Source organism: Mesorhizobium shangrilense (genome assembly GCF_040537815.1).
GTDB lineage: Bacteria > Pseudomonadota > Alphaproteobacteria > Rhizobiales > Rhizobiaceae > Mesorhizobium > Mesorhizobium shangrilense.
The window spans coordinates 4953280-4972370 of record NZ_JBEWSZ010000001.1; the positions used below are offsets into that span (position 1 = coordinate 4953280).

Below are 19091 nucleotides of genomic sequence, written 5' to 3' on the forward strand. Positions count from 1 at the left end.
CCTGACATGGGCGAACACATCATCAAGCTGCCCGATGTCGGCGAGGGCGTCGCCGAGGCCGAGCTCGTCGAATGGCACGTCAAGGTCGGAGACATTGTCCGGGAGGACACCATGCTTGCCGCTGTGATGACCGACAAGGCGACAGTCGAAATCCCTTCTCCAGTCGATGGCGAAATCCTGTGGTTGGGCGCCGAGATCGGCGATACGGTGGCGATCGGTTCGCCGATCGTGCGGTTGAAGGTGGCGGGCGAGGGGAATGTGAGGCCGCAGGGCGGCGGTGATGTGGAAGCCGTGGCCGCCGAGCCGCCGGCGAAACTCCCGACACCGAAGCCCGAGACTGCCGCACCACCGGTGAAAACCTCGCCAAAGGCCGCCGCGGTGGACGTGAAACCTGTTCCGGCTTCGAAAAGCCCGCAGCAACCATCGATCTCCAGTACCCCGCGGCCGGAAGGCGAGAAACCCCTGGCATCGCCGGCTGTTCGTCTGCGAGCGAAGGAAGCCGGCGTCGATCTCAGGCAGGTTGCGGGAACCGGGCCAGCCGGCCGCATAGGCCATGAGGACATCGAGACTTTCCTGGCGCGCGGTCCACAGGTTGCGAAGACATCCGGCCTCGCCCGCAACGACGCGATAGAGGACATCAAGGTGGTCGGGCTCCGGCGCAAGATCGCCGAGAAGATGACGCTGTCCAAGTCGCGCATCCCGCACATCACCTATGTCGAGGAGATCGATGTCACGGCGCTTGAGGATCTGCGCGCCGCTCTCAACAAGGAAAAGCGCGCTGCCAGGGGTGGCGCGGAGAGGCCGAAGCTGACGCTGCTGCCGTTCCTGATGCGGGCGATGGTCAAGGCGATCGCCGACCAGCCGAACCTCAATTCACTGTTCGATGACGATGCCGGCATCATCCACCAGCATGGCGGCATCCATATCGGCATTGCCGCGCAGACGCCGTCGGGGCTGGTGGTGCCCGTCGTCAAGCATGCCGAAGCCCGCGATATCTGGGACTGTGGCGCCGAGGTCGTCAGGCTGGCCGAGGCTGCCAAGTCGGGTACGGCAACGCGCGACGAGCTGTCGGGCTCGACCATCACCATCACGTCGCTCGGCGCCATGGGTGGTGTCGTGACGACACCGGTGATCAATCATCCGGAAGTGGCGATCATCGGCGTCAACAAGATGATGGTGCGGCCGGTGTGGGATGGCACCCAGTTCATCCCGCGCAAGATGATGAACCTGTCGTCGAGCTTCGACCATCGCGTCATCGACGGCTGGGATGCGGCGGTGTTCATCCAGCGCATCAAGACGCTGCTGGAAACGCCGGCGCTGATCTTTGTGGACTAAGGGGAATGTAATGGCTTCGCAGCATATTTCTCAGTCGCTTCGCTTTGAGCGCCGCCCCGCCCCTCATTGCCCTGCCGGGCATTTCTCCCCGTATAGTGACGGGGAGAAAGACGCTGTCATCTGCGGCTTTGCCAATCTCCAACCTGTCAAGGACGGCGCCAGCGTTGCGGCCATCTCCCTTCTCCCCGTTACTACACGGGGAGAAGGTGCCGGCAGGCGGATGAGGGGCAGCGCGAAGTTGCATGGGAGGGCGTCACCGGCAACTCTCGTCAGGAGGACGCTCTCATTATGAAGGAAATCTCCTGCAAGCTGCTCGTCATCGGCGCCGGTCCCGGTGGCTATGTCTGCGCCATCCGTGCCGGCCAGCTCGGCATCGACACGGTGATCGTCGAGGCTGGAAAACCGGGCGGCACCTGCCTCAATGTCGGCTGCATCCCGTCCAAGGCGCTGATCCATGCCGCCGAGGAGTTCGAGAAGGTCGCGCTTATGGCCAGCGGCAAGAGCCCGCTTGGCATTTCGCTAGGCGCGCCCGAGCTTGATCTCGCAAAGACCATCGCCTGGAAAGACGGTATTGTTAGCCGGCTTAACAGTGGCGTTTCGGGGTTGCTCAAGAAGGCCAAGGTCAAGATCGTGCAGGGCTGGGCGACGTTTCGCGACGGCAAGACCGTCGAGGTGGAGACCGAGACCGGCGTTCAGGTGATTCGTGCCGAAACGATCGTCATTGCCACCGGTTCGGCACCGGTCGAGCTGCCTTTCCTGCCGTTTGGGGGGGCGGTGATTTCCTCCACCGAGGCGCTGGCGCTGAGCGAAGTGCCGAAGAAGCTTGCAGTCGTCGGCGGCGGCTATATCGGCCTGGAGCTCGGCATGGCCTTTGCAAAAATGGGCGCCAGGGTGACCGTGGTCGAGGCCCTGCCGCGCGTGCTGGCGCAATATGATGCGGAACTGACCCGGCCTGTCGTCAAGCGGCTTGCCGCGCTCGGTATCGAGGTGATGACGGGCGCCAAGGCCAAAGGGATGTCCCAGGGACAGGCGGGCAAGGGCGACGCGTTGCTGGTCGAGTCATCGGACGGCAAGAGCCTCAAGGTCGCGGCCGACCGGATCCTGGTCACGGTCGGACGCAAGCCGGTGACCGAGGGCTGGGGGCTCGACCAGATCGCCCTCGACATGGCCGGCAAATTCATCCGCATCGACGACCAGTGCCGCACCTCGATGCGCGGCATCTTCGCCATTGGCGACGTCACCGGCGAGCCGATGCTGGCGCACCGGGCGATGGCGCAAGGCGAGATGGTCGCCGAGATTGTTGCCGGCCATAAGCGCAGTTGGGACAAGCGGGCGATCCCGGCGGTGTGCTTCACCGACCCGGAGCTGCTCACCGCCGGCCTGTCGCCGGACGAGGCAAAAGGTCTTGGCGGCGAGATCAAGATCGGGATGTTCCCGTTCGCCGCCAATGGCCGCGCCATGACGAAGCTTGGCGAGGATGGATTCGTTCGCGTCGTTGCCCGCGCGGACAACCATCTGGTGCTCGGCATCCAGGCGGTCGGGCAGGGCGTGTCGGAACTGTCGGCGGCTTTTGGGCTGGCGCTGGAAATGGGTGCCCGGCTGGAGGACATCGCCGGCACCATCCATGCCCATCCGACGCAAGGCGAGGGCTTCCAGGAAGCGGCGCTGAAGGCGCTCGGGCACGCGCTGCATATTTGAGGCGGTGACGATGTCTTGGTAGGTGCCGCCCTCGGAGTGCGTGATCTCCCCCCTTGAGGGGGAGATGGCCGGCAGGCCAGAGGGGGTCGCCGCGCGTGAAGCGCCAACTTCCATGTGTGGAAGGAGGTCGCATCTAGTCGAACCGACCCCCTCTGTCGCCTGCGGCGACATCTCCCCCTCAAGGGGGGAGATTAGGCGCTCAGCTCGCCAGCCGGGTCACCATCTCGTGCTGCGCGTAGGCGCGGCCAAAGCGGTTGGCGAGGAAGGCGTCGAGCGCGATGTCTTCCTGCCTGACGAAGCCGGTTGCCGGCAGGCTGCCGCCGGCCAGCATGTCGAGAACGGCGCAGATGCCGGATGCCGTGGTGATCTGGATGGCGCTGCGCACGGTCTGGCCGACGCGCCTCGAATAGATCTTGTTGGCGTAGGTTTCCTGCAGCAGGCGGCCGTTCTTGCGGCCCGAGACGGTAACGAAGACGATGACCACGTCCTGCAGCGTTGCCGGCAGGGCGCTCTCGAAAATGTCCTTCAGCACGTCGCGTCGGTGGCGCAGGCCGAGATCGTTGAGCAGCGCCTTCATGATCGCGGCGTGGCCGGGATAGCGGATCGTGCGGTAGTTGAGCGTGCGGACCTTGCCCTTCAGCGTCTCGGCCAGCGTGCCCAGCCCGCCGGAGGTGTTGAAGGCCTCGTAGGTGACGCCGTCGAGCGAAAATTCCTCGCGCTCTTCCAGCGGCGGGACCTCGACCAGTTCGCCTTCGACGATGGCCTCGCAGGGTTCGCAATATTCGTTGATGACGCCGTCGGTGCTCCAGGTCAAATTGTAGTTCAAGGCATTCGACGGGTATTGCGGCAGGGCGCCGACGCGCATGCGCACGCTTTCCAGCGTGTCGAAGCGGCTGGCGAGGTCGTTGGCAACGATCGAGATGAAGCCGGGCGCCAGCCCGCATTGCGGAATGAAGGCGCTTTTGCCCGAGCGCGCCAGTTCCTTGACCCGGCGGGTCGAGACGACGTCCTCGGTGAGATCGAGATAGTGCACGTCGGCACTTGCCGCCGCCTCGGCGATGCGCGTCGTCAGGTGGAAGGGGGCGGCGCTGAGCACCGCGAATTTACCGGCGAGCGCTGCTTCGAGAACGCCGGGTGCTTCGATGTCGAGTTCGAGCGTTGCGACAGAGGCCGGCAATTCGGCCGAACCAAGCTGGGCGGCCGAGCGATCGACCAGGGTGACATGATAGTCGCCGGTGTCGGCGAGCATCTCGGCGATGGTCGAACCGATCTTGCCGGCGCCTACGATAACAATTTTCTTCATGACCGATTCCTCGCCCGAATGTTGATTGATGCTTGTTTTGTGCATGCCGTTGTCCCGAAACCGCTGCGCGCCCTCGGGTCTGGCCCGTGGGCACGCTTTTGGGCGACATGCTTGAGAATCGCAGCTTGCCTGTCGAAAGGAAGCGTGGAATTGTTCAAATCGAAACTCAACTCCAGGCAATCCGCCAAAAGGATTCGTCGAAATGCTCAGCGACGCGGAACAGGCCCTGCTTTCCCTGCTGCGTGAGAACGCGCGGGCGTCGACGGCCGAACTGGCGCGGCGTCTCGGCGTGTCGCGCACAACGGTGCAGAGCCGGATCGAACGGCTGGAGCAGCGTGGCGTCATCAGCGGCTATGGCGTCCGGCTGTCACCGGATTACGAACAGGGCCTGGTGCGCGCGCATGTGCTGCTTACGGTGACGCCGAAGCTCGCCGACAAGGTGGTCCGCAGCTTGCGATCCCTGGCTGCGGTCAGAACGCTTCATTCCGTCAGCGGCAATTTCGATATGATCGTCATCGTCGCGGCACCCTCGATCAAGGACCTGGATTCGCTGCTCGACCAGATCGGCGCCATGGAGGGTGTCGAGCGGACATCGTCGTCGATCATCCTGTCGACGCGCATCGATCGCTGATCAATCCTGCTGTCGCAAGAAATGTGCTGGCTGATGCCGGCGGGCATCCAGCGGTTCGAGAACTGTGCCATCCGCCATAATTTGCGCGACATTGCCTCTTACCAATCGGTAAGAATTCGGCAAATCCCCGGTATGTTTAACATGACATTTTGTTTGGCAAGGCAACTATTCGGCTCAAGTCGAGACCCCAAGTAGAATCATCAAAAAGCTTCCAGCAATGCTCAGGGTCCGGGTTCACACATGCCGCGCCGCAGTCACCCCGTTGTTACCAGCAAATGGGTATGGATCACCACTTCGATGGTGCTTTTTACCGTTGCTTCTCTGCTGATTGCCATATCCCGAAATGGATCCGCGCCTGACGAGCGTTGGCAGATGCTTTGGGTCTGGTAGCGGCGATGCAGCCTGCTTCCCAGAATCTGGCCGTGCTCAGGAAGCCGTCGGCGATTGCCGGCTGGTTTTCCAAGGCTGGTCTTTCTGCCTCTCCGGCCTCGCAGACGATGCTTCTGGTGGGTGCATTCCTGATCCTGCGGATCGGACTTGCCGCGGTCATCCCGCTGTCGATCGACGAGGCCTATGCGGTGGTGGTGTCGCGCAGCCACTCGCTCTCCTATTTCGATCATCCTCCGCTCGGCTTCGCGCTTGGCCGCCTGATGGCGGATATCACCGGATGCGAATGCCGGCTGTTCGTGCGGCTGCCCTATGTGGTGCTCGGCTCCCTGTCGGCGCTGCTGCTCTACGACCTGACCCGCCAGGCCTATGGCACTGTCGCCGCATTCTGGGCGGTGGCCTGGTACACGGTTGCGCCCTTCTTCCTCATTTCCGCCGGCCATTTCGTGGTGCCGGATGGCCCTCTCAATTTCTTTCTGCTGGCGAGCGCCTGGGCCGTCGCGCCCATGCTGCTTGGCAAGGCGCCTCGCCATGCGCTGCTGCGATGGACCGTCGCGGGTGTAGCGCTCGGTCTTGCGCTGATGTCGAAGTACCAGGCGGGGCTCTTCTGCGTTTCCGCCCTGCTCATCCTTTTGTCGACGAAGCCCGGCCGGGCTGAACTTGCGACGCCCGGCCCCTGGGTCGCCGGCGCCATCGCTCTCCTTGGCCTGTTGCCGGTCGTGCTGTGGAACATGGATCATGGATGGGTATCCCTGGCGTTCCAGTCCGGCAGGGGTCTGGCCACCGAAGGCCACCTCCTGCACCCGGGAAACCTGGCGATTACACTGCTTGGCCAGGCCGCCTATGTCTGGCCGGCGACGTGGCCCATTGCGATCTGGTGCATGTGGTCGGCCGCCAGAAAAGATGCATCGGTTGCCGATCGCTTCTTCACCCTGATCGCGGTGCTTCCGGTGGCGTTCTTCGCCCTGGCCGCGCTGTTCAGCGCGCACTCCTTGCCGCACTGGTCGATGAGCGGGTTCCTGTTTGCCTTTCCGCTCGTGGGCCAATGGTGCGGCCGGCTGGCGCAACGCAGGCCCGGGTTGCTGCGGGCGTCGTTCACCACCGCGGCAATCGTCGTTCCGCTTCTGGCCGTGGGATTTGCGGTGCAGACCACGACGGGCGCCTTCACCCGGCCTTTCCATGAACGGGCAACGAAGTTCGACATCAACTGGCAGCTCGTCGACTGGTCGGCGCTGACCAATGACGCTGAGAGCCGCGATCTCAGCGGCTCCGACGCCTATGTCGTCGTCGCCGACTGGATGCAGGGGGCACGGATCGCCCATGCGCTCGGACCAGACGTCCCAATCGAGGTACTGCCGGGGGATCCGCGCCACTTCCAGTTCATGGACGACAAACGCCTTGATGCCCGGAGCACGGGGTTCCTCGTCGGGGCCTTGAATTTCGGCAAGGAGGCCGAGCGGGAAAAGGAATACCGCGATAGTCTCGGCAGGCTTTTCGTTCCGAACGGTCCTGCCCGGCACATCACCCAGAGCGTCGCGGGCTTTCCGATATTCGAGATCCTGATCCTGCCGATCAGACGATCCAGCCCCTCACAGCCGACGCTTCAGGGCAGTGCCGCGTCACCTGACAGCAGGCCTTTGCCATGAACAAGACATCCATCTCCCGGCCGGCGGGCAGTTCAGCCGATACGCCATCCGAGCCGGAACTTCCGATGGCGGCGAACCAGAACAAGGGTGTCGAGCTGACCGTTGTCGTGCCCACCTTGAACGAGCGCGCCAATATCGAATTGCTGGTCGCCCGGCTGCACGAGGCGTTGCGGGGGATCGAATGGGAAGTCGTCTTTGTCGATGACGATTCGAAAGATGGAACGATCACGGCAATTCGCGACATTGCCGCCCACGACTTCCGGGTTCGTGGCATCAGGCGCATCGGCCGGCGCGGTCTCGCCGGCGCCTGCCTCGAGGGCGCGCTGTCGAGTTCAGCTCCCATCGTCGCCATCATGGACGGAGACCTCCAGCATGACGAGAAATGCCTGCCCAGGATGCTCGAGATCATGCGCGGCGGCGAAACCGATCTGGTTGTCGCCAGCCGGTACGGAAACGCGGGGAGCGCCGGCAGCGGATTGAGCCGGCTGCGTTCGAGCGGCAGCCGGCTGGCGACGCGTCTTGCGCAATTGCTGCTGAAGACGCCGATCAACGACCCGATGAGCGGGTTCTTCATGCTGCGCCGGGATATCGTCGAAACGGTTGCGCCACGGCTTTCGCAACAGGGTTTCAAGATCCTGATGGACATCGCCGCGTCTTCGCCCAAGACCCTGCGCATCCGGGAAATCCCCTATGTGTTCGGTTCCCGCCTGCACGGGCAGAGCAAACTCGATTCCATGGTCGTGGCCGAATATCTGGGTCTGTTGATTGCCAAGGCGTCGGGCGACCTCATCTCGACACGCTTCCTCGCCTTCGGCCTGGTCGGCTCGCTTGGCGTTTTGGTTCATCTGTTCGTCCTGCATGCGCTCTTGCCGGACGGCCTGCCCTTCGCCATGGCCCAGACCATCGCCATGTTCACCGCAATGGCGTTCAACTACACGCTGAACAATGCCTTCACCTATCGCGACAAGCGCCGGCGTGGCTGGCGCTTCCTGACCGGCTACGTCATGTTCGCGGCGCTGTGCAGTTTTGGTGTCGTGGCGGGCGTTGGTGTATCGGCGCTGCTCTACACCAGCCCGTCGCGCTGGTGGGTGGCGGGCTTGGCCGCGGCCGCTGTCGGCTCGGCGTGGAACTACATCACCAATTCCGCCATCACCTGGCGTACGCGTTAGGTTTCCAGCGAGACGCCGAAGGCGGATCAGTCCTCTCGGTGCGTCGCCTGGGGCTCCCTCACGGGGCAGGGTGGATGCGCGAAGCCGCGAATTTGCCGGCCTTCGTTGAATAGGTGACGACCACCCTCTCACCGACCTTGAGTGTTTCGGCTTCGATGCCTTCCGGAAGCGTGAAGGTCTTGCCGTCCGACAGGGTGATCGAGTCACCCTTCTTGTCGATGCTTGCGATGGTGCCGGTGGCCGTCTTCGCGAAAGCAGTGGTTGAGGATGCCATTGCCAGCATCATTGTGGCCGCGATGATTGATCTCTTCATTTTCGTTTCCCGCGTGGTTTCGTGCCCGGGCGCCTTGAGCCCCGGCATCATGTCCCTCACCTGGAGGACGATGGGTCGAGCTTAGGCCGCGGAGTTTTCGGCAGGCTGGCCGTGATTTTACAAATGCGTAAATGTGCGGGGATACATCAAAGATCCCGCAGGTGCTCGGCATCATGCGTGGAAGATGACCTGGCGGACAGGACCGCGACTATAACGGAGGCGGTCACCAGGCAGAGCACGACGGCCAGATAAGCCCAGGGAATCGAGAGTGTTTCGGGTGGGGGATCGAAGACGCCGGTCAGAAGCTTCACCAGCATCCAAGCGGTGAGGACGCCCGACAGGAGGCCGAAAACCAGGCCGCCGGCAAGAATGAGGATGCCTTCGCTCCACAAAAACGCGGCCAGTTGCCGGGGTTTAGCGCCGATGGCGCTCAGTATGGCGAAGTTCCGGCGGCGCTCGATGAATCCCAGCGCCAGCATCAAACCGGCAGCGGCCGCCGCCATGACGACGGAGAAGCCCAGTTCGATCGTCGTCAGGCCGCCAAGGTCGACGGCGGTCAGGCTCGACCCGATGAGATGGGCGGCCTGGCCGATATCGGTGATCTTCAGCGATGGTTCGGCAGCCAGGGTCGAGGCCGCCTGTCTTGCGAGAGCCGTCGGATCGTTCCTTGCCCGCATGAGCACGTATTCAGACGCGTCTGATCCGGTCATGCGGGCCACATAGGCCGCGTTGGCGACGAGAAAGGAATCCTTTGGCGCGGTCGGAAATTCACGCGCCACGCCGACGAACCTGAAGGCCACCGGATGATACTGGTGATCCCCGGCATTCATAAGCCGCAGGTTGATGGTGTCGCCTTGCTGAAGCTGGAAATCCTGCACGGTCTCTTGCGACACCAGGACGCCATCAGGTGTCGCGGCGAGCCGATCCAGCATGCCGGCCGCGCTGCCGCCGCTGAAATAGGCATCCGAGAGATGCGTGGCGCGGCCGATGCGAGCGGGATCGATGCCGTAGAGATCCTGCAGGTCGGCACCGACATAGGCGAAGCGATGCTGCATGGGTTCCGCCGCCGCCGCTTCGGGCAGCGTGGCCAGGACCGCCAGATGTGTCCCGGCCGGCTTTTGCGACGTACCTTGGACGGTGACGTCGGATCCGTTGGTCAATTCGGCATCGATGCGCGACTGCGCATTGTAGGTGGTGTTGAAGATCGCGGTCGACGTGGCGAACGAGATGGCCAGCGCGGTCATGGCGATGCCGATGGTCAGTCGCTCGGATTGCCGCGACAACGCGGCCGAAACGAGGGACGTGAGAGGTCCGCAGACAGGCGCGATGATTGCGCGAAGGATCTGGCCGTTCCGCGAGATGACGGAGCCCGACAGCCGCATGGTCAGCAGTGCCGTGCCCAGCCAGAACAGGGCGGGGGCGATAAACGCCTTGTAGTCGACGGATGTTGCGGCCACGCCTTCGGGGGCGAGCACGATCTGATATCCGGTGCTCGCCGACTGCCAGAAGAACAGCGCCGAGGCGACGAGCAACAACACATCGAGCCACAAGCGCCGCCAGAGCGGCTTTCCCGTCCGCGGGACGGCTCGGCGCGCAGCGCTGACGGTGACCCAGCGGGCGTCCCGCCAGGCGGGAACCAGAAAGGCGACGAAACCAACGAGCAACCCCGTTGCGCCGACCAGAAGCAGCGTCAGGCCGTTCGGTGCCAGGCTCGAGAACATGGTCCCGAAAAGCACGGCCGCGCCAATACCGAGCACGGTGCCGCCGATCGCGGCAGTGGCGGCCTCCGTAGCGGACAGCGACAGGACCATTCGCGTCGTGGCGCCACGAATCCGAAGCAGCGCCTGTTCCATCCGCCGCCGCGTCGCACCCGACGATGTCACCGCAAAGGTCAGCACCACGGCCAGCGCGATGCCGGGCAATCCAAGAAACAGAAACAGCACGGACGCATAGAGTGCATCCTCGCGGACCGCTCCGAGGCGAGTGCCGAGATTGTCGGCGACCAGAGCCTGACCCACGAGCCGCGCCTCGAGATTGTTCTCCGCGCGAGTGACGAAAGTGTAAGCCGAGACCGGGTCAGGCGGGAGCGCGTCATGTTCGAGGCGCACGTGCAATTGCAGCCGGGTGGTATCGGGACGCGTCTTCTGCTGGGGATCGAACAATTGCTGCCAGTCTTGCAGAGGCAGGATGAGCACGTTGTCCGGCGGGGCCTGCGGGGCAGCCTGAGGCGGCAACCCGACTGCCTGGAAGAGCGAATCGGCATCGGGCAGGTCGATGACACCGGCGACCTTGACGTTCGCCGCGGGCTGGCCGATCCGATTGACCGAGATGGTGTCGCCCGGGCTGACGTGGAGATTGGCCGCCGTCTGTTGTGCGATCAGCACGCCGTCCATGCCGCCCGAAAGCTGGCGCACTTCCGCCGGGAAGTCATTCAAATAGCCATCGTCGAAGGCGATGACTTGTCCGGGTCCTGTGGTCTGTGTCGTGCCGCCGGCCTGAGCTTCGAAGCCGGCGACATCCGCATAGTGGACCTGATGGACGGCCTTGACCCGCGCCGCGTCGTCCAGTGCCTTGCGGATTGGAGCCGTATCGAATCCGGAGATCAGCTGGACCTGCCAGTCGATCGGCACGGCCGAGATGGCGCGTGCGGTCATCGAGTTACCAGCATTGACAAGAAACAGCCCGACAACCGCGAGAAGGGCAACTGTCAAAGCCACACCGGCAATCGCGCCCATGACACGAAGCAGGCGGCGCGCCAGTATGCCGCGCATCCAGAGCAAGAGCATCATGCCGCCATGCCCCCCGGGCGTCCCTTGAGCAGCCTGCCGTGATCCATGGTCCAGCGCGTCGCCATTCGAGCCGCCACCGCCTCGTCATGCGTCGCCACGACCAGGGCCACGTCCGTCCCCTCGAGGTGCCGCAGCACGGTGTCGAAGAACAGATGCGCGGTCTTGCTGTCCAGCTGGCCGGTCGGCTCGTCGGCGAGGACGAGTTTTGGTCCTATGACCAAGGCCCGCGCCATCGCTATCCGCTGCGCTTGCCCGCCGGACAATTCCTCCGGCAATTTGTCGGCAAGTTCGGCAAGGCCGAACGATGCAAGCAGCGATGCTGCTGTACCATCGGTGGTGGCATCCCCGCCGGCCAGGACCAGCGGCAGGCTGACGTTCTGGGCCGCGGTGAGGGCAGGAAACAGACTGGGTGTTTGAAACACGAGGCCAATCTGGCGCGGCCTGAGTTCCTCGAAAGACCCGAGCCCCGGCCATTCGATCTCGCCGGTCGTCGGCTTGTCCAATCCGCCAAGGATATGGAGGAGCGTTGTCTTGCCGCTGCCGGACGGTCCGACGAGGGCGATGCGAGAACCCTTGGCGACCTCGCAGTCGACATCACGCAGGACGGTGATCTGCTGGGCGGTCCCGTCATGAAAGTCCCGGCCGAGGCCCTTGCCGAGGACGAGTGCGTCAGTCACGGACGATCCTCCCGTCCTTAAGCCTGATCACCCGGTCGGCCCTTTGCGCCAGCGCCTTGCTGTGCGTTGCAAGCAGTGTCGCCAGGCCCGCCTCGCGCCGGGCCTCGAAATGCCCGATAAGCCGTGATTCCGTGTCGCGATCGACCTCCGCCGTCGGCTCGTCGGCAACCAGGATGGGAGGGTCGGCGGCCAGCGCCACGGCAAGCCCGGCACGCGCCGTTTCGCCACCGGAAAGTTCGCTGGGGAACGCCGCCGCGCGATGCAAAAGGCCTACGCTCTCCAGCAGGGGCGCGATCCGTTCCCTGTCCTCTTTTTCCGCCAGAAGCATCTGCAAGCGGAGGTTCTGCTCCACGGTCAGATGTCCGAACAGGTTGCCGGACTGGAGGAGGATGCCGAAACTTCCCGCGCGAATACGGGTGCGCTCGGCTTCGGACCGTCTGGTCAGCCGCACCCCCGACACGTCCACATGGCCACCGTCGGGCTCATCCAGCCCGGTTACGCAGGACAGCAGCGTGGATTTGCCGCTTCCGGACGGCCCTGTCAGCGCTACGATTTCGCCGGCGCCCAGATGGAAACTGACGCCGCGCAGCGCGGCTGTCTCATCATCCCCGATGTGAAAGAACCGGTAGAGCTCGTGCGCGTCCAGCGCATGCATCTCATTTCCACCGAAACGAGCTGGACATCAGCTGCCATTGGTCGACATTGTCCGCGCCCTTCGGCGCATAGAGCTCGAGCGTGACAAGCTTGCCATCCTTGAAATAGAGATAGCGCTCGTTCTCCAGGCGAACCTGCTTGTTGGTCACGGCATTGGGTTCGGAGTTGGACGTATAGACGATGCGGATCGCCGAACCCGCCGGCAGCTTGACGGCCTTGACCGCGGTCACGCGGACGGCTCGTCCGGCAGCCTCCAGTTTCTGAACGTAGTCGGCCTTGGTGCTCTCGACAGTCGGGGCAGCGTCAGCCTTGGAGATGGAGAGGACAACGCCGTCAAGCTTGTCCACGAAGCTTGCCCCGTCGGCACGGTCCGATCGCGCCCAGCCTTCCGGAACCTTCAAGGCAAAACCTCCGGGCGACGTGTAGTCGATGAAGACCTGCGTGTCGGGGATATCGCCGGGAGGGTTCTTTTCGGCCTGGACGGCAACTTCGGCGGCGAGCACCGGGTGGCTTCCAAGGCCCGCAACGAACAGGCCGGCGATACCTAACCAGGTTGCGAGAATGATCCCGGCCAGGCAGTGGCAGATTCTGTAACGGGTGCGCAGCATCTTGTGCGGCCTTTTTTGGTCGAACAGAGAATGCATTCAATATGCAGCGGCAATCTTACGTCTATGTCGCCAAGATCATACGGATTTGTAAGCTTTTCTCGTGGCCACCGTATCTATCAGGTCAATGACCTGGCCCTTGGAAAACTCACGATTACTGCCAGTCCAGGACGGCAATCCTCAAGTGCGACGGTAGCCCCATGCAGATCGACTATGGCCCGCACAAGGCTGAGGCCAAGGCCGCTGCCGGGCGTCGTCCGGCTGTCGTCGAGCCGATAGAGCCGTTGAAACACCTTGTCGTGCTCCTCGGCCGGAATTCCGGGCCCATTGTCGCTGACCTTCGCAAGAATATGGTCAGCGTGCAGGGTCACGGCCAGTTCGATGGCAGTGCCTTCGGGACAGTGCCGCAAGGCATTTTCAACGAGATTGGCAAACAGCTGCGTCAGCAGCTCACGGTCGCCGTGAATCTGGCTTTCAGAATCCGGAAGCACCGTTGCCGACAAGGACTTTCCGTCGTCCTCGGCCACGTCGGCGTAGATCTCGGCGATCGTTTCCACCACCGCGCTGAGATCCAGATCGGTGAAGCGCGCCTTGCGCGCGCCAGCCTCGATCTGGGCGATGCGCAGCAAAGCGTCGAAGGTCTCGTTGATCTGGGCGCCCTCGGCTTGCGCTTCCGCCAGATCGTCCGAAACCTCCTGGCCGGATGCGGTTTTCTGTGAGGCGACATCCAGGATCAACTGGAGACGGTTCAATGGCGTCTTCAGATCATGGGCGATATTGGTGCTCACCTGCCTCATGCCGTCGACCAGCGCCGACAGTCGTTCGAGCGCGGCATTGACCTGGCCGGACACGACGTCGATGTCGTCACCATTCCCGATCAGCGGGATGCGGGCGTCGAGCTTGCCGTGCGAAACGTCGACCATGGTCGACGCGATGCCGTCGAGGCGGCGCTGGACGCGCGACGCCAGCAGGGCGCCGCCGGTCACGGCGAGGCCGGTGATGATGAGCGTCCCCCAGCCGAAACTCATCAGGACGATCGTCTCCAGCTCCTCGGTTTCCGAAAGGCTGAACGCGACGGTGAGGTTGTTTGCGCCGACCGAGCCGGAATAGGCTCGATACTGGACACCGGAAGGTACTCCCGGAATCGCCGCCCTGAACAGGGAAAAACCGTCGGGAAGGCCGGCCGCGGTAAAATTCCCGGCCAGGTGATTGCCGTCGGGCCCGGTCAGGGAGAAGATCTGTTCCTTGATCGTGCTGAGCTTGGAATGGCTGTCGACCGTGGAAATCAGATCTTCCAAGTCGCCATCGGAGTAAGTCGCCGCAACGACCGAATAGGTTTCGGTGATTGATTCGTCGAGACGATCGGCAAGGTCGGCACTCATCATCTGGTAGACGATGGCGCCCGACAGCACGAAGGCAAGCACGAACAGGAATGCGAACGTCAAGGCAAGCCGGAATGGCGTGCTGCGAAGCAGGCTAAACCGGTGCATGCAGGCTGTAGCCGGTGTTGCGGACGGTATGGATGAGCGGGACCTCGAAAGGTTTGTCGATCTTGGTGCGCAGCCGGCTGATATGGGTCTCGACGACGCTCGTCTTGGGATCGAAGTGGAAATCCCAGACGCGTTCCAGCAGCATGGTGCGGGTAATCACCCGTCCTTCGCCGCGCATCAGGACCTCCAACAGGCTGAACTCGCGTGGCTGAAGCTCGATGGCGTGACCCTGCCGGGTGACACGGCGCATGATCAGATCCATCTCGAGGTCGGCGACCCGCAACGTGGTCTTCTGTTCCTGCGCCGCCGGACGGCGGCCAAGCGCATTGATGCGGGCAAGCAGTTCGGAAAAGGCGAATGGCTTGACGAGATAGTCGTCGCCACCCGCCTCAAGTCCTTCAACGCGGTCGTCGACGCCGCCGATCGATGTCAGGAAGATTGTCGGCGTGCGCACGCCGGCGGCGCGGATCGCCTTGATCATGGACAGGCCGTCCAGGCCGGGGATCATCCGGTCCGCTATGATCACGTCATAGGACCCGCGTGTCGCGGCAAACAGGGCATCATGCCCGTTGCGCAGCAGATCACAGACATGACCGGCCTCGCTCAGGCCTTTCATGACGTAGTCGGCCGTTCGCGGGTCGTCCTCAATGAGAAGAAGGCGCATGATCGTTCCGGTCCGTTGCCGATGCCTTGTCGAAACGTGATGCTAGCATCGGCACACACAGGTTCCTAGGATATCCGGGGCGCCCTGTCTTGACGCTCCTTGCCTCAATCGGCCTCAAGCAGGATGTCCTCGATCTCGTCGGCGTCCTTCTTCAGCGTCATGTAGAGGACAAGTGCGGCAATGCAGCCAAGGAAGGCCAGGCTGGTAAAAGTCGTTCCCCAGCCCAGGCCGCCATACTCGACCGGCTGCGAGAGCAGGTCGCCGAACGAGGCGCCAAGCGGCCGGGTCAGGATATAGGCAAGCCAGAAGGCGAGGATGCCGTTGATCTTGAGGACATAGTAGGCAAGGGCAATGAGCGCGATCACGCCGCCAAACAGAAGGCCGGTGGTCAGATAGCCCATGTCGAAGCTTTCCGCGACCAGATCGCCGGCGGCGGTCCCCAGCGAGAAGGTGAAGAGGATCGCCAGCCAGTAGAAGATTTCGCGTCTCGTCGTGTAAATGGTGTGGATCGACAGCGTTCTTTCGCTGGCGTACCAGAGCGCGAATGTGGCGGCGAGCAAGACGCTGAACACGATCGTCGTGGTCTGCAGGCGTACGCCGAAATTATCGACGAGATTGTCGGTGATCAGGGTGCCGACGATACTTACCAATACGACAGCCAGCCAGTAAGCCCAGGGTATGTAACGCTTCTGGGCGAATTGAAGGACGAGCGCGACGATCAGGACACCGGTCATGATCAGCGATGTGACTGTCAGGCCAAGACCAAGATTGACAGCGAGGTAGTCCGCCGCCGTTTCCCCCATGGTCACGGCCATGAGCTTGATCAGCCAGAAATCGACGGTGACATTCGGCACCCGGTTGAGAGCGGGTGCGATACGTTGGGTGGATGAGAGCATGGCCGATGTCCTGTCTTCGAGGATATTGAGCGGGCTTACTTGCCCATGACCTTCATGGCCTGTGCGAAAAAGTCGTCGGCGCGCTTGTCGTCGTCGGCGTTGCAGCGCTCGATGCCCTTGGTTTCGAGATCCGAAACCTTGGCCTTGTCCGCGTCATTGAGTTTCGCCGTGGCTTCCGTGGCCCGCAGCGCCTTGAGCGCGTCTTCGCAGGGCGTCGGGGCGGCGAATGCGGAAGCAATCGGATTGGTGATGGCAATGGTGCCGAGGGCGAGGGCAATGATAAGCTTTTTCATCTGGATGGTTTCCCCTGTCTGGCGCCGGTTCCCGGCGACATTGAGCAATCCCGGCCAGGGCAAGACCCTGCCGGCCTCCGCACAATAGGGACGTGAACTCTCCTCCGTCTTTCCGGAGCCTTACAGTTTCGTAAATATGCTTGCGGATCAGAGGAGCCGACGATCGAAGCACGATTGCGGGTCCAAAGAATAAATGACCACAACTTGACCCAGATCTGTCTTCAGGCGGACCGCACGGCGGTCAGTGTCGAGGGCATTATTTCAGGACCAATGCATTCCGGTCGATTCTATCCGGCATCTATTGACGTGAGCCAGTGCAATTGACACTGCCACTCACGCTCGCTTGTCCAGAGGCTTACAAATTCGTAAGAATGGACCTCGTTCGCGAAAAGGGCCTTTACGAACGCCTCGCGGTGCGGTGATAGGGACCGGTGTCCTGCCTGAATGTCGTTACCAGTGCCCCCCGGGCTTGTCGAGCCAAGGAAAACGCGCAATGACCTATGTTCCTCTCAAGCCGGTTTTGGAGGCCTTCGACCAGCGCAAGCGTCTGATCGTCGTTCGAGCCGCCGCCGTGCTTGCGGTGTTGCTGCTGCTGTTTGCCAGACCGGCCCTGACCGAGGGCTCGAACGGACACGAAACCCTGGAGTTCATCGGCTTCTGCCTGGTGCTCGTCTGCATTGCCGGACGGCTCTGGAGCATCCTCTATGTCGGCGGCAAGAAGAACCAGGAACTGGTGTCGTCGGGACCGTTTTCGATGACCCAGAACCCGCTCTACTTCTTCTCGACGGTCGGCGCTGTCGGTGTCGGACTGATCTTTGGCTCGCTGACGGCCGCCATCGCGCTGGGCCTTGCCAGCTTTTTCATCTTTCGGGTCACGGCGCGCAAGGAAGCCGAATATCTGCTCGGTAAATTCGGCCCCGCCTACCTGGCCTATGCCCAGAGCACGCCACGTTTCTGGCCGAACCCGATGCTCTTCCATGATCCCGACGAGCTTCAGTTCTCGACGCGGGCGCTGAAGCGCACATTCTACGATGGGCTCTATTTCCTGGCGATCTTTCCAGCCATCGAGCTGCTTGAGCAATTCCGGGCGAGCGGCCTGCTGTTCCAGCCCTTGCTCACGCTCTACTGAGCGTTGGCGGTTCGAAACACCGTTCCTCTGATCTGGAAGACAGCCGGCTAAGCGACTCGTGCCGTCATGTAGCGCTTTGGCTGTCGAGGAGCCTGTAGTACTGGCTGACGGCGAAGACACCGACCTTGCGCAAGGCATGCAGCGCATAGGGATTCGGCGCGGTCACTGGGAAGGGCAGATCGGCAGGCTCGGTTCCGGTCGCAAGAGCGGACAGCAGCTTGCCGATGGCCGTGCATGTGGCGACGCCGCGACCATTGCAACCAAGTGCCGTAAGCAGGCCGGGAGCCAGGATGTGGATGTGCGGCATCGTGTCCTTGGTGATGGCAACCTTGCCGCTCCAGACGAATTCAATGGGTGAACCGGCGGCCAGCGGAAAAATCCGCGCCAGAGCCGCCTTCAGCGTCCTGGCATCGTCCATTGTGGGATTGTCGTCGACGGGAGATCGGCCGCCCATGATCAGCCGACCTTCATGGTCCAGGCGAAAGTAAAGCAGGAGCCTCCTGGTGTCGGCCACGCCCTGGCCGCCCGGCAGGATAGTGCTGCGAACCGCTGGCGCCAGCGGGTGCGTGGCAATCTGGAAGCTGGTCACGGGAATGACGGTCTGGCGAAGGCCCGGCCAGAGATCTCCGGTATAGGCGTTGGTGGCCAGGATCACCTTTCGCGCACGGACGCTGCCCTGACCAAGATTTAGCGTCCAGCCTTTGTCCGTCGAACTCAGCCTGAGCACCGGCGCATTCGCCAGGATGGTCGCGCCTTGCGACATCGCGGCGGCTGCCAGCCCGCGTGCGTAGCCGAGTGGCTGCAGCACGCCGCCGCGCGGGTCGAACCAGCCGCCATGATAGGCATTGGGCGACGACCCGGTCAGCGTCGCCATCGCCTGGCGATCGAGCAGGCGGGCCCCGACGCCGCGCGCATGCCACTGGCGAAAGCGCGGGGTCACGATCTCCTCGAAAGCCCTCACGCCATGCGCGCCCTGGATCCAGCCGCTGCGCCTGGCGTGGCAGTCGATGCCGTATTTCTCGATGATGTCGAAGACCAGGTCGGCCGCGCCGCCGATTGTCCTGGTGATGGCGGTGCCCAGCGCCTGTCCGAACTTGGCTTCGAGCTTGTCGGGGTCGTGCTTGAGCCCGGCGATGATCTGGCCGCCATTGCGCCCCGAAGCTCCCCAACCGGGCTCGCTGGCCTCGACCACGACCACCTTCTTGCCGGCCTGCGACAGGTGCAGCGCGGCGCTGAGACCGGTATAGCCGGCGCCGACGATGGCGACGTCGGCCGCGATGTCGCCCCCAGCCGTGGAATATGGCGGCGCTGGGGTCGCGGTCGCCGCCCAGAGGCTGGCTGGCAGGGCATGTGGACCGGCGGCGGGCATGGTTGGCTCTCCCTGAGCGTATTGGCAAGGAAACGCTCCGGCA

17 protein-coding genes are annotated in these 19091 nt (G+C 63.1%); 6 read left to right on the top strand and 11 right to left on the bottom strand.

Translation table 11 applies throughout. From position 1 onward, the window contains the following. Positions 1-6 precede the first annotated feature (6 nt). Together ABVQ20_RS23885 and lpdA are read left to right on the top strand one after the other, a co-directional pair. A complete protein-coding gene (locus ABVQ20_RS23885) occupies positions 7-1335 on the top strand; it encodes a dihydrolipoamide acetyltransferase family protein (protein ID WP_354461929.1) in 1329 nt (442 codons plus the stop codon). 288 nt (positions 1336-1623) lie between these two features. Continuing rightward, positions 1624-3033, top strand: a complete 1410-nt coding sequence (gene lpdA, locus ABVQ20_RS23890; protein ID WP_354461930.1) for a dihydrolipoyl dehydrogenase — start codon at positions 1624-1626, stop codon at positions 3031-3033. Positions 3034-3232: 199 nt separating this feature from the next. Here lpdA and ABVQ20_RS23895 read toward each other — a convergent pair whose 3' ends face one another. After that, entirely contained in the window at positions 3233-4336 is a 1104-nt protein-coding gene (locus tag ABVQ20_RS23895) for a saccharopine dehydrogenase family protein (RefSeq protein ID WP_354461931.1), read from the bottom strand. Between the two features lie 202 nt (positions 4337-4538). Between ABVQ20_RS23895 and ABVQ20_RS23900 the strand changes: the two genes are divergently transcribed. The 3 genes from ABVQ20_RS23900 to ABVQ20_RS23910 all read left to right on the top strand — a co-directional run bounded on the left by ABVQ20_RS23900 (position 4539) and on the right by ABVQ20_RS23910 (position 8169). Further along, on the top strand, positions 4539-4967 hold the full coding sequence (locus ABVQ20_RS23900) for an Lrp/AsnC family transcriptional regulator (protein WP_354461932.1): 429 nt from the start codon (positions 4539-4541) through the stop codon (positions 4965-4967). Positions 4968-5362: 395 nt separating this feature from the next. Then, on the top strand, positions 5363-7000 hold the full coding sequence (locus ABVQ20_RS23905) for an ArnT family glycosyltransferase (RefSeq protein ID WP_354461933.1): 1638 nt from the start codon (positions 5363-5365) through the stop codon (positions 6998-7000). After that, the gene (locus tag ABVQ20_RS23910) at positions 6997-8169 is read left to right on the top strand and encodes a glycosyltransferase family 2 protein (protein ID WP_354461934.1); all 1173 of its coding nucleotides are present in this window, start codon (positions 6997-6999) and stop codon (positions 8167-8169) included. The genes ABVQ20_RS23905 and ABVQ20_RS23910 overlap by 4 nt, the downstream gene beginning before the upstream one ends. Before the next feature lie 58 nt (positions 8170-8227). Here the strand turns inward: ABVQ20_RS23910 and ABVQ20_RS23915 are convergent, their stop codons facing one another. The 9 genes from ABVQ20_RS23915 to ABVQ20_RS23955 form a co-directional block, all read right to left on the bottom strand. Continuing rightward, complete coding sequence (locus ABVQ20_RS23915; protein ID WP_354461935.1) at positions 8228-8482, bottom strand: DUF1344 domain-containing protein; 255 nt, start codon at positions 8480-8482, stop codon at positions 8228-8230. A 146-nt stretch (positions 8483-8628) separates the two neighbouring features. Then, complete coding sequence (locus tag ABVQ20_RS23920; protein WP_354461936.1) at positions 8629-11271, bottom strand: ABC transporter permease; 2643 nt, start codon at positions 11269-11271, stop codon at positions 8629-8631. After that, entirely contained in the window at positions 11268-11948 is a 681-nt protein-coding gene (locus ABVQ20_RS23925) for an ABC transporter ATP-binding protein (RefSeq protein WP_354461937.1), read from the bottom strand. The genes ABVQ20_RS23920 and ABVQ20_RS23925 overlap by 4 nt, the downstream gene beginning before the upstream one ends. After that, the gene (locus tag ABVQ20_RS23930; protein WP_354461938.1) at positions 11941-12603 is read right to left on the bottom strand and encodes an ABC transporter ATP-binding protein; all 663 of its coding nucleotides are present in this window, start codon (positions 12601-12603) and stop codon (positions 11941-11943) included. The genes ABVQ20_RS23925 and ABVQ20_RS23930 overlap by 8 nt, the downstream gene beginning before the upstream one ends. A gap of 1 nt (position 12604) precedes the next feature. Beyond that, positions 12605-13210, bottom strand: a complete 606-nt coding sequence (locus ABVQ20_RS23935) for a hypothetical protein (RefSeq protein WP_354461939.1) — start codon at positions 13208-13210, stop codon at positions 12605-12607. A gap of 116 nt (positions 13211-13326) precedes the next feature. Next, positions 13327-14697: a HAMP domain-containing sensor histidine kinase gene (locus ABVQ20_RS23940; RefSeq protein WP_354461940.1), complete on the bottom strand. Its 1371-nt coding sequence runs from the start codon at positions 14695-14697 to the stop codon at positions 13327-13329. Next, complete coding sequence (locus ABVQ20_RS23945) at positions 14684-15361, bottom strand: winged helix-turn-helix domain-containing protein (protein WP_354461941.1); 678 nt, start codon at positions 15359-15361, stop codon at positions 14684-14686. The genes ABVQ20_RS23940 and ABVQ20_RS23945 overlap by 14 nt, the downstream gene beginning before the upstream one ends. Before the next feature lie 104 nt (positions 15362-15465). After that, on the bottom strand, positions 15466-16257 hold the full coding sequence (locus ABVQ20_RS23950; protein WP_354461942.1) for a COG4705 family protein: 792 nt from the start codon (positions 16255-16257) through the stop codon (positions 15466-15468). 35 nt (positions 16258-16292) lie between these two features. Continuing rightward, positions 16293-16550, bottom strand: a complete 258-nt coding sequence (locus tag ABVQ20_RS23955) for a hypothetical protein (protein WP_354461943.1) — start codon at positions 16548-16550, stop codon at positions 16293-16295. A gap of 493 nt (positions 16551-17043) precedes the next feature. On the opposite strand from ABVQ20_RS23955, the gene ABVQ20_RS23960 reads away from it, so the two are divergent. Further along, positions 17044-17679: a methyltransferase family protein gene (locus tag ABVQ20_RS23960; protein WP_354461944.1), complete on the top strand. Its 636-nt coding sequence runs from the start codon at positions 17044-17046 to the stop codon at positions 17677-17679. 64 nt (positions 17680-17743) lie between these two features. Here ABVQ20_RS23960 and ABVQ20_RS23965 read toward each other — a convergent pair whose 3' ends face one another. Further along, positions 17744-19048 (bottom strand): NAD(P)/FAD-dependent oxidoreductase, encoded by a 1305-nt coding sequence (locus ABVQ20_RS23965; protein ID WP_354461945.1) that lies wholly within the window; start codon positions 19046-19048, stop codon positions 17744-17746. Positions 19049-19091: the final 43 nt, after the last annotated feature.

Coding starts and splice junctions, on each gene's coding strand:
- ABVQ20_RS23885 (WP_354461929.1), top strand. CDS start 7: ATGGGCGAACACATCATCAAGCTGCCCGATGTCGGCGAGGGCGTCGCC.
- lpdA (WP_354461930.1), top strand. CDS start 1,624: ATGAAGGAAATCTCCTGCAAGCTGCTCGTCATCGGCGCCGGTCCCGGT.
- ABVQ20_RS23895 (WP_354461931.1), bottom strand. CDS start 4,336: ATGAAGAAAATTGTTATCGTAGGCGCCGGCAAGATCGGTTCGACCATC.
- ABVQ20_RS23900 (WP_354461932.1), top strand. CDS start 4,539: ATGCTCAGCGACGCGGAACAGGCCCTGCTTTCCCTGCTGCGTGAGAAC.
- ABVQ20_RS23905 (WP_354461933.1), top strand. CDS start 5,363: ATGCAGCCTGCTTCCCAGAATCTGGCCGTGCTCAGGAAGCCGTCGGCG.
- ABVQ20_RS23910 (WP_354461934.1), top strand. CDS start 6,997: ATGAACAAGACATCCATCTCCCGGCCGGCGGGCAGTTCAGCCGATACG.
- ABVQ20_RS23915 (WP_354461935.1), bottom strand. CDS start 8,482: ATGAAGAGATCAATCATCGCGGCCACAATGATGCTGGCAATGGCATCC.
- ABVQ20_RS23920 (WP_354461936.1), bottom strand. CDS start 11,271: ATGATGCTCTTGCTCTGGATGCGCGGCATACTGGCGCGCCGCCTGCTT.
- ABVQ20_RS23930 (WP_354461938.1), bottom strand. CDS start 12,603: ATGCATGCGCTGGACGCGCACGAGCTCTACCGGTTCTTTCACATCGGG.
- ABVQ20_RS23935 (WP_354461939.1), bottom strand. CDS start 13,210: ATGCTGCGCACCCGTTACAGAATCTGCCACTGCCTGGCCGGGATCATT.
- ABVQ20_RS23940 (WP_354461940.1), bottom strand. CDS start 14,697: ATGCACCGGTTTAGCCTGCTTCGCAGCACGCCATTCCGGCTTGCCTTG.
- ABVQ20_RS23945 (WP_354461941.1), bottom strand. CDS start 15,361: ATGCGCCTTCTTCTCATTGAGGACGACCCGCGAACGGCCGACTACGTC.
- ABVQ20_RS23950 (WP_354461942.1), bottom strand. CDS start 16,257: ATGCTCTCATCCACCCAACGTATCGCACCCGCTCTCAACCGGGTGCCG.
- ABVQ20_RS23955 (WP_354461943.1), bottom strand. CDS start 16,550: ATGAAAAAGCTTATCATTGCCCTCGCCCTCGGCACCATTGCCATCACC.
- ABVQ20_RS23960 (WP_354461944.1), top strand. CDS start 17,044: ATGACCTATGTTCCTCTCAAGCCGGTTTTGGAGGCCTTCGACCAGCGC.
- ABVQ20_RS23965 (WP_354461945.1), bottom strand. CDS start 19,048: ATGCCCGCCGCCGGTCCACATGCCCTGCCAGCCAGCCTCTGGGCGGCG.